The sequence below is a fragment of the Pseudomonas sp. LBUM1645 genome (assembly GCF_059716185.1).
The window spans coordinates 3,918,677-3,933,335 of the sequence record NZ_CP166811.1; the positions used below are offsets into that span (position 1 = coordinate 3,918,677).

General features: G+C 60.0%; 16 protein-coding genes. 12 read left to right on the top strand and 4 right to left on the bottom strand.

The annotated features are described in order from the left end of the window. The first annotated feature begins 27 nt into the window (after nucleotides 1-27). Nucleotides 28-1,317 (top strand): phenylacetate--CoA ligase family protein, encoded by a 1,290-nt coding sequence (locus tag ACA079_RS17480; protein ID WP_497700236.1) that lies wholly within the window; start codon nucleotides 28-30, stop codon nucleotides 1,315-1,317. After that, a complete protein-coding gene (locus ACA079_RS17485; protein WP_497700237.1) occupies nucleotides 1,317-2,270 on the top strand; it encodes a GNAT family N-acetyltransferase in 954 nt (317 codons plus the stop codon). Before ACA079_RS17480 ends, ACA079_RS17485 begins: the two co-directional genes overlap by 1 nt. Here the strand turns inward: ACA079_RS17485 and ACA079_RS17490 are convergent. After that, entirely contained in the window at nucleotides 2,259-3,185 is a 927-nt protein-coding gene (locus tag ACA079_RS17490; protein ID WP_497700238.1) for a LysR family transcriptional regulator, read from the bottom strand. The two genes, ACA079_RS17485 and ACA079_RS17490, sit on opposite strands and share 12 nt — an antisense overlap. A gap of 118 nt (nucleotides 3,186-3,303) precedes the next feature. Between ACA079_RS17490 and ACA079_RS17495 the strand changes: the two genes are divergently transcribed. From ACA079_RS17495 to ACA079_RS17515, 5 genes are all read left to right on the top strand, one after another. Next, nucleotides 3,304-4,299, top strand: coding sequence for an aldo/keto reductase (locus tag ACA079_RS17495; RefSeq protein ID WP_497700239.1), 996 nt, complete (start codon nucleotides 3,304-3,306; stop codon nucleotides 4,297-4,299). A gap of 215 nt (nucleotides 4,300-4,514) precedes the next feature. Then, nucleotides 4,515-4,961, top strand: coding sequence for a DUF411 domain-containing protein (locus ACA079_RS17500; RefSeq protein ID WP_347805162.1), 447 nt, complete (start codon nucleotides 4,515-4,517; stop codon nucleotides 4,959-4,961). Beyond that, entirely contained in the window at nucleotides 4,961-5,395 is a 435-nt protein-coding gene (locus ACA079_RS17505; protein WP_497700240.1) for a YqaA family protein, read from the top strand. The genes ACA079_RS17500 and ACA079_RS17505 overlap by 1 nt, the downstream gene beginning before the upstream one ends. 85 nt (nucleotides 5,396-5,480) lie before the next feature. Then, on the top strand, nucleotides 5,481-6,506 hold the full coding sequence (locus tag ACA079_RS17510) for an alpha/beta fold hydrolase (protein WP_497700241.1): 1,026 nt from the start codon (nucleotides 5,481-5,483) through the stop codon (nucleotides 6,504-6,506). 13 nt (nucleotides 6,507-6,519) lie between these two features. Next, nucleotides 6,520-7,473 (top strand): D-2-hydroxyacid dehydrogenase family protein, encoded by a 954-nt coding sequence (locus ACA079_RS17515; RefSeq protein ID WP_497700242.1) that lies wholly within the window; start codon nucleotides 6,520-6,522, stop codon nucleotides 7,471-7,473. A 140-nt stretch (nucleotides 7,474-7,613) separates the two neighbouring features. Here the strand turns inward: ACA079_RS17515 and ACA079_RS17520 are convergent, their stop codons facing one another. Continuing rightward, the gene (locus ACA079_RS17520; RefSeq protein WP_497700243.1) at nucleotides 7,614-8,387 is read right to left on the bottom strand and encodes a class I SAM-dependent methyltransferase; all 774 of its coding nucleotides are present in this window, start codon (nucleotides 8,385-8,387) and stop codon (nucleotides 7,614-7,616) included. Nucleotides 8,388-8,524: 137 nt separating this feature from the next. On the opposite strand from ACA079_RS17520, the gene ACA079_RS17525 reads away from it, so the two are divergent. From ACA079_RS17525 to pncA, 4 genes are read left to right on the top strand one after another with little or no spacing between them, the layout of a single operon-like run. Then, complete coding sequence (locus tag ACA079_RS17525) at nucleotides 8,525-9,058, top strand: tetratricopeptide repeat protein (protein WP_497700244.1); 534 nt, start codon at nucleotides 8,525-8,527, stop codon at nucleotides 9,056-9,058. 54 nt (nucleotides 9,059-9,112) lie between these two features. After that, nucleotides 9,113-9,610 (top strand): sigma-70 family RNA polymerase sigma factor, encoded by a 498-nt coding sequence (locus tag ACA079_RS17530; protein WP_497704338.1) that lies wholly within the window; start codon nucleotides 9,113-9,115, stop codon nucleotides 9,608-9,610. Further along, nucleotides 9,607-10,383, top strand: a complete 777-nt coding sequence (locus ACA079_RS17535) for an anti-sigma factor family protein (RefSeq protein WP_497700245.1) — start codon at nucleotides 9,607-9,609, stop codon at nucleotides 10,381-10,383. Before ACA079_RS17530 ends, ACA079_RS17535 begins: the two co-directional genes overlap by 4 nt. A 50-nt stretch (nucleotides 10,384-10,433) precedes the next feature. Then, on the top strand, nucleotides 10,434-11,063 hold the full coding sequence (pncA, locus tag ACA079_RS17540) for a bifunctional nicotinamidase/pyrazinamidase (RefSeq protein WP_497700246.1): 630 nt from the start codon (nucleotides 10,434-10,436) through the stop codon (nucleotides 11,061-11,063). Nucleotides 11,064-11,224: 161 nt separating this feature from the next. Here the strand turns inward: pncA and ACA079_RS17545 are convergent, their stop codons facing one another. After that, nucleotides 11,225-12,526, bottom strand: a complete 1,302-nt coding sequence (locus tag ACA079_RS17545; protein ID WP_497700247.1) for an ATP-binding protein — start codon at nucleotides 12,524-12,526, stop codon at nucleotides 11,225-11,227. Between the two features lie 4 nt (nucleotides 12,527-12,530). Then, nucleotides 12,531-13,232 carry a response regulator gene (locus ACA079_RS17550; protein WP_008155184.1) on the bottom strand — a complete coding sequence of 234 codons (702 nt, stop codon included), beginning with the start codon at nucleotides 13,230-13,232 and terminating at the stop codon, nucleotides 12,531-12,533. A gap of 266 nt (nucleotides 13,233-13,498) precedes the next feature. On the opposite strand from ACA079_RS17550, the gene ACA079_RS17555 reads away from it, so the two are divergent. After that, the gene (locus ACA079_RS17555; RefSeq protein ID WP_497700248.1) at nucleotides 13,499-14,656 is read left to right on the top strand and encodes an efflux RND transporter periplasmic adaptor subunit; all 1,158 of its coding nucleotides are present in this window, start codon (nucleotides 13,499-13,501) and stop codon (nucleotides 14,654-14,656) included. Nucleotides 14,657-14,659: the final 3 nt, after the last annotated feature.

Consider the following 14,659-nt stretch of genomic DNA (forward strand, 5'->3'; position numbering starts at 1 on the left):
GACGCCTGATATAAAAAAGAGAACCCAGTGAAATCAACTTATTCGCTCGAACAACTGCTGCCTTATATACGGCAACATTCAAACTTCTACCGCCAGCAACTGGAACATTTACCGCCGCAGGGCATTACGTTACAAGATCTACCGCTGACCAATGCGGCAGACTATTGGGCTGACAGTCATGACTTGAGTCATTGGCCGGTCCTGACCGGAAAGGTCGACGATGCGCTGGTGTTTAAAACCGGCGGATCGACCAGCCAGGGCAAACTGACGGTGTACACCTATAACGAATGGGAAGTACTGGTCAGTACGTTTGGAGAAAGTTTCTCCTCTCAGCTGAACGACGGCGACCGTGTCGCCAATCTGTTTTTTTCCGGTGATCTTTACGCCAGTTTTCTGTTCATCCACGACTCCCTGGCACATGTCAGGCGATCCATCTGCGAGTTTCCGTTTACCGGGCAAGTCGAACTGGACGTACTGGCCGATGCGATTGATCAGCATCGGATCAACGTGCTGGTCGGCGTACCGGCACAGCTGCTGCGATTCGCGGCCTATCTGAACCAGCATCGGCGAGTACTGTGCGGGGTTGATACGTTGCTGTACGGCGGCGAAAGCCTGTTTGCCCCGCAGTTGGCAATCCTCACCGATGTGTTTCCCAACGTGCGCATTGCTTCCATTGGCTACGCCAGTGTTGACGCCGGCCTTATCGGGGCCAGCGGTCGCGACTGCACCTTGGGCGAGCATCGGGTGTTTGAACCACAAACCTTGCTGGAGATCGTCGATGAGCTCACCGGTGAAGTCATCGACGAATGCGATCGTACCGGATTATTGGTGGTAACCAATCTGACCCGCCGGCTCATGCCACTGCTGCGTTATCCGGTGGGCGACCGCGCTTGCTGGCTCGAACCTGGCTCAACCCCGAAGCGCAAATTCGCCCTCAAGGGACGTAGCGTGCACAGCCAGCGAGTGCGAGTCGGGATGCTGTCGCTGCTGATCGATGACATCCAGCAGATCGTCCAGCGCATCGCTCACAACGACCAATGGCAATTGCTGATCGAACATGACGGATACAAAGATATTTTGAGTGTGAAGTGGGTTCCCTCAGCGCTATCAATGGCCACCGTACCGGTGTGCCGAGAGTTGTACGAGGCGCTGGTTGAACACTATCCCGCCATCGAGGAACTGAGCCGCGAGGGTCTGTTGGAGTTGCAAGTGTTGTCCTGTGCGGTCACCGCATTGAAGCTTCACCCACGCTCCGGCAAACAACTGCGGGTCCTGGACTTGCGCGTGTATGACGCACCGTCGCCGGAGCCCGCGTGATGCCACATTTGATTTTTCGACCCTATCGGCCATCCGACGCATGTGCCGTAAGCCAGTTGTTTCGCGAGGTCTATGGCGATCATTACATTCAGCCGGATGTTTACCTGCCGAATATGATCAATCAGCACAATGCTGAGGGGCGCTGGAAGTCGATGCTGGCGGTGGACGACGGACGCGTTCTAGGGCATGCCGCGTTGTGCCATGACACACCTGCAGACACCACCGAGCTGGCACTCAGCGTGGTGCATCCCGCCGCGCAGGGCCAGAGTATCGCAACCCGTCTGGGCCGGGAGTTACTGTTGCGATTGGGTTCCCTGGGATTCAAGGGCATCTCGATCAAACAAGTGACCCACCATCCTTACACGCAACGCATGGCAGCAAACATCGGCTTCCACAGCACGGGTTTGCTTCCTGACTACGTCCCTTCGCCTTTCGCTGAGCCGCTGCCGGAAACCATCGTGATGGGTTGTCATGTAGTCGAAGGACATACGCGACCGCTCCCAGACCTCCCATGGCCTGACAGCTGCCGGGGGTTTATGCAGCACTTGTGTTCCCTGTTTGGGACTCATCCGGACACGACGCCGTTGTCTTCTCTGCCCTTGCAACTCAAGCAACACCATAAAAGATTCGAAATGGTCATTCAGCGTTTGACCAAACGTCTGCTTGACCAGATCGGTCAATTGCCCAGGCACTGGCTGATCTCGGCGAAACTTCAGATGTCACGGCACTTTGCCCAGGACTTTCGCAATTTGGCGGCCCTTGGCTTCACCTTTACCGGGCTGATGCCTACACCAAACAGTCATGGGTGGTTCGCACTGTTTCATCGAGGGGCGCAGGCTCGGCACCTCAACCTGCACTGCCCGCACATGCAACGTTTGCATGACGATTTACAGCAAAACGCCAACGCGCAGAGTTGCGCCAAAGCGCTGAACAGAGCCCGCTCAGCCGCGTGAGTCTTTTCGATAAAAGTCATTGCCCGGCTGCGCGCAAAGCTCCACCAACCAATCGACAAACACCCTCACTCGCCGGGACAACTGGCGGTGTGGCGGGTAGAGCGCCGTCAGCGGCATCCCCGGTGTCGGCACCGTCCTGAGGACTTCACACAAACGGCCTTCGCTCAGCTGGCGGGCTACGTGGTAATACGGGGTCTGGACCAGACCATACCCCGCCTCACAAGCGGCCAGATAACCATCGGCGCTGTTGACCGAGACTTGCTTGGGTAGATTAATGGCCTGAACCTGATCATTGACCATGAACTCCAGCCCATAACGCTTGCCGTTGCTGCTGGAGAAGTACTCCACCATCTGATGGCCTTCAAGGTCAGCCAGACACTGAGGCGTTCCGTAACGCTTCAAGTAGCCGGGGCTGGCACACGTGACCTGATCCAGCATGGCCAACGGCCGCGCCACCAGTGAATCGTCCAGTGAGTCGCCGCCCCGCAGCACGCAATCGACGCCTTCGCGTATCAGGTCGACTGGCCGGTCATTCAAGCCGATTTCCAGCTCGATCAAGGGATATCGAGCAGTAAATTGCGGTAATGCCGGGATCACCATCAAGCGTCCCACACCCGCCGGCATGTCCACGCGCAACAGCCCCTTGGGGTTGTTGCGTGCAGCGCTGAACACCGCTTCGGTTTCCTCCAGATCCGCCAGCAACCGTACGCAACGAGGGTAATAGGCCGCACCGTCGAGCGTCAGGCTGATCTGCCGCGTCGTGCGTTGCAGCAACTGCACACCGAGATGCGCCTCCAGCTGCTTGATCAGAATGGTCACTGAGGCCCGGGGCAATTGCAGGCTATCCGCTGCCTTGGCAAAGCCGCCCAGTTCGACGATTCGAGTGAATACGCGCATGGCGTTAAAACGATCCATTGCTTTTGCTTACCGGCTGATTATTTAGAAATTACGAACAGTGATAGCAGTTTTAGCCGGTTTATCTTGTTTCTGTCGAGGTCAACAATGGACTCCACATTCACAGGGAGCTGATTTCATGCAAACACGTCAACTGGGAAAAAACGGTCCACAAGTGAGCGCGATTGGTCTGGGCTGCATGGGCATGACCGATTTCTACACGACTGGCGTGGACATCCGCGAAGCCACGGCCACTCTGCACCGCGCGCTGGAGTTGGGGATCAACCTGCTCGACACCGCCGACATGTACGGCCCGCACACCAACGAAGATCTGATCGGCAAGGCCATCGTCGGCAAGCGCGACCAGGTGTTTCTGGCCAGCAAATTCGGGATCGTCCGCGACCCGGCCAATCCGGTTGCGCGGGGCGTCAACGGTCGACCGGAGTACATTCGCGCCTCTATCGACGGCACCCTCAAGCGCCTCGGTGTCGAGACCCTGGATTTGTACTACCAACACCGCATCGATCCGCAGGTGGCCATCGAGGAAACCGTCGGCGCCATGGCCGACCTGGTGAAAGCCGGCAAGGTTCGGTACCTGGGTTTGAGCGAGGCCTCAGTCGCAACGCTTGAGCGGGCACACAAGGTTCATCCGATCAGTGCACTGCAAAGTGAGTATTCGTTGTGGAGCCGTGATCAGGAGGACAACGGTTGTCTGGCTGCGTGTCAGCGCCTGGGGGTTGCCTTCGTCCCCTACAGCCCTTTGGGTCGTGGCTTCCTCACCGGAGCGCTGAAAAGCCCTGATGATTTCGCGGCAGACGACTACCGTCGTTTCAGCCCGCGTTTTCAAGGCAAAAACTTCGCCAAAAATCTGTTGCTGGTGCAGCAAGTGCAGGACCTGGCCGCAGAAAAAGGCGTGACCGCCGGCCAACTGGCGCTGGCTTGGGTACTGGCTCAGGGCGATTACGTGATCCCGATTCCGGGAACCAAACAGCGTAAATACCTGGAAGAAAATCTGGCCGCGCTGGATGTGAAACTCGGCGGCAAAGACTTGCAAGCGCTGGAAGCGATATTCCCGGCCAATGCCACCGCAGGCTTGCGTTACCCGGAAGAGGTCATGAAGTTGCTCGATCGATAATCCCACCTTACCCTGAGCGCCGACGCCGACGCCGACGCCGGCACTCAGCGTTCAACCTGACAATCTTGTAATGTGCGCCTCATCTGACTGACAGCTTTGATCTACGATGATCAAGCTGCCCAGTTTTGTATTACTTCGAAACACACCTTGAATGTCTGTCCGCTAAAAATGGTCAGAATGCATTTTTTTGGCCGCAATTCGAAACGAGACTCCCCATGCGAACCCACCTGCGTCTGGTCGCCCTGAGCGCCCTGTTCATTTCCTCCCTGGCCCAGGCCGCCGACCTGATCCCGATCGAGGTTCACCGTGATGCCAATTGCGGTTGCTGCAAAAAATGGATCAGCCATCTGGAAGCCAACGGCTTCAAAGTCGAGGATCACGTCGAAGCCAACATGAGTGAATTCAAGCAACAGCACGGGGTGCCTCCGCGTCTGGCGTCGTGCCATACCGGCTTGATCAACGGCAAATTCGTTGAAGGTCATGTCCCCGCCGATCAGGTGCTGGCCTTGAGCAAGCGCGACGATCTGTTGGGCGTTGCCGCCCCCGGCATGCCCATGGGTTCACCCGGCATGGAAATGGACGGCATGAGCGATGCGTATCAAGTGATTGGTCTGAAAAAAGACGGCACTGACGTGGTGGTGGCGGACTACCCCGCCCATTGATGTTCGGTGCGTACATCGGGCTGTTCTTCGCCGCATTCGGCGCAGCCACCTTGCTGCCCTTGCAGTCCGAAGCGGTGCTGGTGGGGCTGTTGCTCAGCGGCAAGTACTGGCTCTGGTCGCTGCTCGCCGTGGCGACATTGGGCAATGTTCTGGGGTCGCTGGTGAACTGGTGGCTGGGGCGTGGTATCGAGCGGTTTCGTGATCGGCGCTGGTTTCCGGTCAGCCCGCGCCATCTGGAAAAAGCCCGAGTCCATTATCAGCGTTACGGTCATTGGTCGTTGCTGCTGAGCTGGGTGCCTGTGATCGGTGATCCGCTGACCTTGGTGGCCGGCGTGATGCGCGAGCCGCTGGGACGATTCCTGCTGATCGTAACCCTCGCCAAAGGCGCCCGTTATGGTGTGTTGGCCTTGGCCACATTGGGCTGGATGGGTTGAACGATCATCCACGGCGATTGCCTGTGTTTAATGTCGCCCTAATCATGCCGATCCAGCATCGGCCGATTTCCAATGGAGTTCACCCATGTCCCTCACCCGCTCCCGCTGGCTGCCCGGCCTGCTGCTGACCGCTGCATTGCCTGTCATCGCCCACGCCGAAGGCCCGGAATACGGGCCGGAGCTGCAAGGCTTCGAGTACCCCTACACGGTCAAGCATTTTGTCTTTGAGTCCCAAGGCAAATCCCTGCAAATGGGTTACATGGACGTCGCCGCTCACGGCAAGGCCAATGGACGCAGCGTGGTGCTGATGCACGGCAAGAACTTCTGCGGTGCCACCTGGGACACTTCGATCAAGGCCCTGAGTGAGGCCGGTTACCGAGTCATCGCCCCGGACCAGATCGGTTTCTGCACCTCCAGCAAACCCGACAATTATCAGTACACTTTCCAACAACTGGCGACCAATACTCAGCAACTGCTCAAGGCCTTGGGCATTCAGAAGGCCAGTATTCTCGGGCATTCCACCGGCGGCATGCTCGCGACTCGCTATGCGCTGCAATACCCCGATCAAGTTGAACAACTGGCGCTGGTCAACCCCATCGGCCTGGAAGACTGGAAAGCCCTCGGCGTTCCCTATCGCACGGTTGATCAATGGTACGAACGCGAGCTGAAACTCACGGCCGAAGGCATCCGCACCTATGAACGCAACACCTATTACGGCGGCCGCTGGAAACCGGAATTCGATCGCTGGGTAGACATGCTCGCCGGGCTGAACAAAGGACCGGGGCATACGCAGGTGGCGTGGAATTCGGCGCTGATCTACGACATGATCTTCACCCAACCGGTGTACTACGAGTTCAAGGACCTGAAGATGCCGACCCTGCTGCTGATCGGTACGTCCGACACCACGGCCATCGGCAGCGACATCGCACCGCCCGAGGTCAAAGCGAAACTCGGTCACTACGACGTCCTCGGCAAGCAGGTGGCGAAACTGATTCCCCAGTCGACGCTGGTCGAATTCCCCGGCATGGGCCACGCGCCGCAAATGGAAGAACCGGCTCAATTCCACCAGGCCCTGCTCGCTTGGCTGAACAAAACCAACCCCGTTCATTGATGAGGTAAGGCTGATGGCAGTGCAGATTGCGGTGATTGATGACTGGCAGGACGTGGCCCGTGACGTGGTGGACTGGTCGGTGCTGGACGACATCGGCCAGGTAAGCTTCATCCATGACTACCCTGCCGACAACGAAACCCTGGCGGCACGGTTGGGCGAGTTCGAGGTGATCTGCGTAATGCGCGAGCGCACCCGGTTCGACGAGGACCTGCTGCGGCGCTTGCCGAAACTCAAGCTGCTGGTCACCGGCAGCATGCGCAACGCAGCCCTGGACCTGAAAGCCGCCGCCGCGCTGGGAATTCAGGTCTGCGGCACCGACAGTTACAAGCACGCCGCGCCGGAACTGACCTGGACGCTGATCATGGCGGCGACCCGCAACCTGGTGGTCGAAGCCAACGCCCTGCGCGCCGGTTTATGGCAGCAAAGCCTGGGTGGCGACCTGCACGGCAAGACCCTGGCGATCCTCGGTCTGGGCAGCATTGGCACTCGCGTTGCCCAGTTCGGTCAGGTGTTCGGCATGCGGGTGATTGCCTGGAGCGAGAACCTGACCGCCGAACGTGCAGCCGAAGTCGGCGTGACTTACGTCAGCAAGCAGGAACTGTTCGAACAGGCCGATGTGCTGTCGGTTCATCTGGTGCTCAGCGATCGCAGCCGAGGCTTGGTCGACGCGCAGGCACTGGACTGGATGAAACCCTCGGCACTGCTGGTCAACACGGCCCGGGGTCCGATTGTCGATGAGTCCGCGTTGATCAAGGCGTTGCAGAAACGGCGACTGGCAGGCGCTGCGCTGGACGTCTTCGAGCAGGAACCCTTGCCGCCTCATCATCCGTTCAGAACCCTGGACAATGTGCTGGCCACGCCCCACGTCGGGTATGTCAGCCAGCAGAACTACCACCAGTTTTTCTCGCAGATGATCGAGGACATTCAGGCCTGGTCTGCGGGAGAACCGATTCGGTTGTTGGGCTAATGCCCATCAGGTAAGCACTTGCACACCGCAAACCTTGTGGGAGCGAGCTTGCTCGCGATAGCGGACTTTCAGCCAACATTGACGTTGAATGTGTCGGCCCCATCGCGAGCAAGCTCGCTCCCACATGGTTTGCGGTGTGGCTAACCGCCCTTCACCGCCACAAACGCTGCCGTCTCATAGGGCACCGTGACTACGTCTCTGCCACGCAGATCAGGCTCCGCCGCGATCAGAGCCCTGATCTGCTCATCAACCTTCGCTCGCTCCTCCGCAGGTAATGCCGCCACAAAACTGGTGGAGCGCACGCGATTGAAAATCACGTCCTCAGGCGAACCTGTATGCCCATGGCTGAAGCGCTGTTCCGCCAGCGGTCCGAATGCCGCATGCGGAAACGCCTGCCGCCAGGCCCCGGTGTAATAGCGCGGCGTATCGCCCTCCAGCGCATTGACGATCGCATCCAGTTTCGGCACCCAGCTCACCCGGGGATCACGCTGATTCCACACCAGCCCCAGCTTGCCGCCGGGTTTGAGTACACGGGCAATTTCGGTCAGTGCTTCGGTGCTGGCAAACCAGTGAAAGGCCTGGGCGCAAATCACCACGTCCACCGAAGCATCGGGCAGCGGCAGGTCCATGGCGGTGCCGCTGACGGCCAGCACTTCGGGGAAGGCTTCGGACAATTTCTCGAGCATCTGCGCCACCGGCTCCACCGCAATCACTTGTGCACCGGTCGCCACCAGCCGACCGGTGAACTTGCCAGTGCCGGCGCCCAGATCAACCACGGCTTTGTCCGCGTTCAAACCAAGGGTGCCCGTCAGCCAATCGGCCACTTGCGGCGGATAGTCCGGACGACCGCGAACGTAGATCTCGGCGCCGGTTTTATAGCCGGCGGCCGCCGAGTGATGGACCTGATCTTTCATGGCAGTGCTCCAGATCGACTACGAATGCTGTCGAGCATAGCGCCTCGATTTGAGCTTTCCTTGCACAGACCGCCAGAAAGAAATGAATAATTGTTCACCCTGTGGTGTTCACCTTTCACCGACCATGAGAATTGCCCATGACTATCCGCTTAGCTGTTTTTACCGTCCCGCTGTTGCTCGCTGCCGCGTTTTCCAGTTCGGTCGCATTCGCCAACGGCGATGACGAAGAACCGGCCAAACCCAACTGCCCAAAAGGCCAGGTCTGGGACAGCAAGCAGCAACGATGCCTCAAGCAAACCAGCAGCCTGGTACCGGACGCCGACCGCACCGATTACGCTTATCGCCTGGCCAAGGACGGTCGTTATGAGGAAGCGCTGGCCCTGCTCGACACCCTCAAACAGCCAAACACCGCCAAGGCTTTGAACTATCGCGGCTACGCTACACGTAAACTGGGGCGCACCGACGAAGGCATCGGTTATTACCTGCAATCGGTCAAACTTGACCCGCACTACGCGCAAGTTCGCGAATACCTCGGCGAAGCGTATGTGATCAAAGGTCGGCTGGACCTCGCTCAGGAGCAGTTGCAGCAGATCAAAACCATCTGCGGCAGCACCGCCTGCGAGGAATACCAGGACCTGGCCGAAGCCATCAACGATTCATCGAAAACCTGACACACCGAGCAGACGGAGGTCGCCATCGCCAGCGATCAGGCAATACGGGCAGAACTGGGCCAGCACCTGGCGCGTTTATGGCGCTACGGCCTGCTGTTGTCCCGGCAACGGCATGTCGCCGAAGACCTGGTGCAGGCGACCTGCGTGCGGGCACTCGAGCGAGCCGGGCAGTTTATCCCGGGCACCCGCATGGACCGCTGGCTGCTGAGTATTCTGCACTCGATCTGGCTCAACGAAGTTCGCTCCCGAAGAGTGCGTCATGGACAAGGGCTGGTGGATGCCGACAACGCTTTGTCGTTCGACGGTGAATACGCGGCGCAAACCCATGTCCTGGCGGCTCAGGTGATCAGGCGTGTGGACGCCCTGCCCGAAGCCCAGCGCGAAACGGTGTTTCTCGCTTACGTCGAGGGCTTGTCCTACCGCGAAGTGGCCGACGTGCTGGACGTCCCCATCGGCACCGTCATGAGTCGCCTGGCCGCTGCACGCGCGAAACTGGCCGAGTACCCGCCATTGCACACCGTGCCGAACCCTTCCACTGGAGAACGTCGATGAACGATCACGCACGCCCGACGGTACCCTCGGATGAGCAACTGGTGGCCTACCTCGACAACCAGCTCGACAGCGAACAGCGCACCCGCATCGACGCGGCCATCCTTGAAGACCCAACGCTCAACCTGCGCCTGCAATGGCTGGCCCGCAGCAGCCTGCCGTTCAAGGAGGCCTACGACGAGTTGGGCCGACAGGCGCCCGTGGACCGCTTGCAATCGATGCTCGACACCCTGCCTTCACCTGAACGCCCGGCCATGAATCGTCGCTGGTTCCTCGCGGCGGCCGCCGGGTTGGTGGTGAGTGGTGTGCTGGCGGATCGGCTATTCCTCGGTTGGCAGTTGAGCCAGCAAAAGGAAAACTGGCGCGGGCTGGTGGCCGAGTACATGTCGCTCTACGTGCCGCAAACCCTGGACCACTTGGCCACTGACGAAGCCGCTCAGCGGGCGCAACTGCGGACCATCGATGCACGTCTTGGCCTGAATCTTGTGCCGGCGAAACTGACCCTGCCACGGTCCGAGTTCAAGCGCGCGCAAATCCTCGAGTACGACGGCGTCGCCATTGCCCAAATCACCTACCTGGACCCGACGCACGGCCCCATGGCGCTGTGCGTCACCCGCTCCAACAGCGGCAGTCGGCACTTCGCCCAGGAGCGCCGGTACGGGATGAACATTGTCTATTGGGCTGACATGCAACATGCCTGGATGTTGATCGGGCATAACCCGGTGGCGGATCTGGAGGATATGGCGAAGTTGTTGAGAGGTCGGCTGAGCGCGTGATCTCATTTGTCACTATGCTGGGTGTCCCAATTCCAAGGAGGAACCTACCCATGCCGATTTCTTCACGCACAGCCTTGCTCGTCATCGACGTACAGAACGACTTCATCCCCGGCGGCCAGTTGCCGGTACCCGAAGGTGACCTGATCGTGCCGTTGATCAACCGTCTCGGCGACCAGTTCACCCAAGTCATCATCGCCCAGGACTGGCACCCGGCCGGACACACGTCGTTCGCCTCCAGCCATCCGGGCCGCGCGCCTTACGACGTGATTCAACTGCCTTATGGCGAGCAGACGCTCTGGCCGGACCATTGCGTGCGGGCCACGCCCGGTGCGGAGTTGCACAAGGATCTGGACCTGCCCCACGCCCAACTGATCATCCGCAAGGGCTGCAACCCGGACATCGACAGTTACTCGGCGTTTCTGGAGGCGGATCGAACGACCACCACAGGCTTGGCCGGGTACTTGAAGGAACGCGGTGTCGACACGGTTTATCTGGTTGGGCTGGCACTCGATTTCTGCGTGATGTTTTCCGCGCTGGATGCGCGGGCGGCAGGGTTCAACGCGTTTGTGGTGATGGATGCGTGTCGGGCGATTGATCTGGAAGGCTCACTGGCCGCAGCGATCGATCGGATGCAGATGGCTGGGGTTGGGTTGATTTCAGCGGAGGAAGTACCGGGTTAAGTCTCTGTAGCAGCTGTCGAGCCCGCGAGGCTGCGTTCGGCTGCGAAGCAGCCGTAAAATCAGGCACTCCGTTCTTTCAGGAAAACCGCATCCGCCGGGTTGGCGAGGACTGCGTCCTCGAACGCAGCCTCGCAGGCTCGGCAGCTGCTACAAAGAATGCGTCAGGCTGAGGTGGGCAACCACAAACGGAACCGTGCCCCACCCAGCGGTGACGCTTCAACGGTGAGCGTGCCGCCCTGAGCTTCCAGCGCCCGACGACTGATGGCCAACCCCAGACCAAACCCTCCCGTGGCCCGATCCCGGCTTCGATCCAGCCGATAGAACGGTTCGAAAATCCGCTCCCGCTCCTCATCCGGAATACCGATCCCGTCATCGTCCACCCAGATTTCAGCCCCATTGGCACACACCCGCACACCAATCTGAATGCGTTTTTCGCAGTAGCGCATCGCGTTGCGCAGCAGGTTCTGAATAGCGCGGGCTGTCAGCCTTGGGTCGAGGGCGAAGCGTTCAAGTTGTCCGTGCAGGAGCACATCGATAACGATGTCCGGGGATTCCAGTTCTTCGTCGACGCTGCCGAGAATGCTGTCGATAAACTCATCCAGCGACACCTCGACCCGCTCCGGCAGCCGCGCCGGGTTTTGCAGGCGGCTGTAGGACAGCAGTTCCAGCACCAACTCATCGAGCTCGCGAATGTGCGCGACCAGACCTTGCAGACGCTCGCGGCTGGCGGCGGGTAAATCGTCGGACAACGCCAGCGCCAGGCCGAAATCCAGTCGTGTCAGGGGCGTGCGCAATTCGTGAGAGACGGCATTGAGCAGGTCGCGCTGCTGGTTGAGCAGGTTCTCGATATCGCCGGCCATGGTGTCGAAGACATTGGCCAGGCTGCCGATGTTGGAGCTTTGGGAAATCTGTGTGCGCTCGCTCAAGTGGCCCTTGCCGAAACGTTCAGCCGTACCTTTGAGGCGTTCCAGGTCGCGCCAGTGCGGGCGCAGCCACAGCAACAGGCAGGCGAGCATCGTTGCGCCGATCAGCACGTTGATGCTCCAGTACAACAGGCTGACGTCCATCGGGTCCGGCGGCACGACCATCTCCACCACCGTCCGCTCGTTCAGCGGCGACACCGCCAGGGTGCGCCAGCCCCAGTCGCCAATGCGCACGACGTTCTCGCCCCGCTGCAGACGTTTGCGCTCATCAGGGGTGAAATCGGCATCGTCGTTACCGGTCAGGACGATGTGCAGCGGCTGGAATTCCTTGTCCATCTCCGCGGCCAATGCCGGCCACTGTTCCGGGGGCACGGCATGAAACTGTTTGACGATGAGGGTTTGCAGCCCGCGCGAATAATCGAGGTTGTAGGTGACAAAGCGCTCCTGGAAGACCTTGATCACCAGATCCGGCACCAGGTAGATCGCCGCGCTGTACGAAACGATGGTCACCAGGTACAGGCGAAACAGGATTCTGAACATCGACTCAGCATTCCCACTCGGAACGGCTGAACAGGTAACCCTTGCCCCACACGGTCTTGATCTTGCGCGCCTCGCCGGCGTGGTCGTCGAACTTGCGCCGCAGCTTGGAGATCGCCACGTCCACCGAGCGATCGGTGCCATTGAACTCGATGCCGCGCAGGCGTTGCAGAATCTGGTCGCGGCTGAGCACTTCGCCGGCATGCCGAGCGAGCACCACCAGCAGGTTGTATTCACCGCTGGACAGCTCGACCAATTGCTCGCGCCACGTCACGGTGCGCTCGGACAGGTCGATGCACAGATTGCCCATCAGAATGCGGTCGTTGGCCGTCTGCGGTTCGGTGAGGCTGCTGCGCCGCAACAAAGTCCGCACCCGCGCCAGCAACACCCGCGGTTCACAGGGTTTGGTGACGTAGTCGTCGGCGCCCATTTCCAGGCCCAGCACCTGATCGTGGCTGTCATCGCGGGCGGTGAGCATCAGGATCGGCAACGTGGCCGAATCGGCGCGCAGCAAGCGGCAGACTTGCAGGCCGTCGAGCCCAGGCAGCATCAGGTCGAGGATCACCAGGTCCGGCGGATTGACCCGCGCACGTTCGCGCACATGGTCACCACGGCTGATCACGCTGACGCTATAGCCGTTGCGTTCCAGGTAACTGGCAATCAACTCGGAGAGCGCGGTGTCGTCTTCGACCAGGAGGATGTTGGGCATGGGTGTTTCCAGAAGGTGCAGTGGCGCCTGATACACCGCTATCGCGAGCAAGCTCGCTCCCACAGGGGAATGCATTTCAAATGTGGGAGCGAGCTTGCTCGCGATGGCGGCACAACAGTCGCAGAAAAGATCAAGTCGCCAAGGATATACGCCCTCGCCCGTGCCTGAGTAAAACCCTTACACAATTTCACACAGCACCAACAAAGCTTCACCGCTACCCTCGTCGCCTCCCCGTAGGATGCTGGGGGTCATTATTGGGGTATTACATGTCAAAGAATCTGCTTGCCAGGCTCAGCCTGATTGCACTGGCGGTGACGCTGAGCGCTTGTGACAAGGCTTCGACGGCCGAAGAACAGGCGCCTCTGGCCACGGTTCGCATCGAAACCATCCAGGCCAGCCCCCTGTCGATCACCAGTGAACTGAGCGGGCGGATTGCCGCGCCACGCATCGCCGAAGTCCGCGCCCGGGTTGCCGGCGTGGTGTTGCAACGGGCCTTCCGTGAAGGCAGTGATGTGAAAAAAGGTGAAGTATTGTTCCGTATCGACCCGGCGCCGTTCAAGGCTGACCTGGACAGTGCCGAAGCGGCGCTGCGCAAGGCTGAAGCCAACGCGTTCCAGGCGCGCCTGCAAGAGCAGCGTTACGCGCAGTTGATCGAAGGCAATGCCATCAGCGGCCAGGATTATGACAACGCCCGGGCCAGTGCCCGGCAAACCGCTGCCGACGTCGCCGCGAACAAAGCCGCCGTGGAGCGGGCAAAACTCAACCTGGGTTACGCCACCGTCACAGCCCCTATTTCCGGGCGCATCGGCCGCGCGTTGGTGACCGAAGGCGCACTGGTCGGGCAGAACGAAACCACACCGCTGGCGTTGATTCAGCAGCTGAACCCGATCCACGCCGACCTGACCCAATCGACCCGCGAACTCAACGACCTGCGCCGGGCGTTCCGTTCCGGCCAGTTGCAGCAGGTCGGTCAGGACCAGGTCAAAGCCACGCTGATCCAGGACGACGGCAGTCTCTATCCGTTGCCGGGCAAGTTGCTGTTCGCCGACATCACCGTTGACCCGGGCACCGGTCAGATCATTCTGCGCAGCGAATTCCCCAACCCGGACCTCGACTTGCTGCCGGGCAGCTTCGTGCGTGTGCGTCTGGAGCAAGCGGTCATTCAGCAAGGCATCAGCGTGCCGCAACGGGCCATTCAGCGTGACAGTGCCGGCATCGCCCAAGTGCTGTTGCTCGACGCCGAACAGCGGGTCGGCCAGCAACCGGTCGAACTGGGCGCCGTGCAGAACGATCGCTGGATCGTCACGGGTGGGCTCAAGCCCGGTGACCGCATCGTCACCGAAGGTCTGCAGCACGCTCGTCCCGGCGAACAGGTGCAGATCGACGACACCCCTCTTCCACTTGCCCAGGCTTCTGGTCAGTAAGCA